At 41.4% G+C, this 326-nt stretch carries 1 pseudogene; it reads right to left on the bottom strand.

Annotation, left to right across the window (positions count from 1 at the left end):
* A pseudogene (locus HC176_RS18455) lies at positions 1 to 326 on the bottom strand (efflux RND transporter periplasmic adaptor subunit); the annotation flags it as partial.

Raw genomic sequence — 326 nt, forward strand, 5'->3', positions numbered from 1 at the left:
TTTTACATATACGGTTTCAAAAAGTTGATTTGGAGTTGCTTTTTCAGAAGTTCCAGATTTTCTTCCCGAAGCGGTATCGGTCTTAACAACCACGGCACTAATTGGCACCCCAATTACATTATCTTTTCGGTTGGTGATGATATCAACCGTCGCTGTCATTCCCGGTCTAAAAGGGGAATAGTTTGCAGGCTTTCCTTCCAGAAGGTCCTCGTAAGATTCCTTTAAGATCTTTACCTTCACCTTAAAGTTGGTCACCTGGTCTGCCGTGGCAGTTGCATTGGCCGAGTTTGATATTTCTGTAACTATTCCTTTGAATTCCTTTTTTA

Source organism: Tamlana crocina (assembly GCF_012037625.1).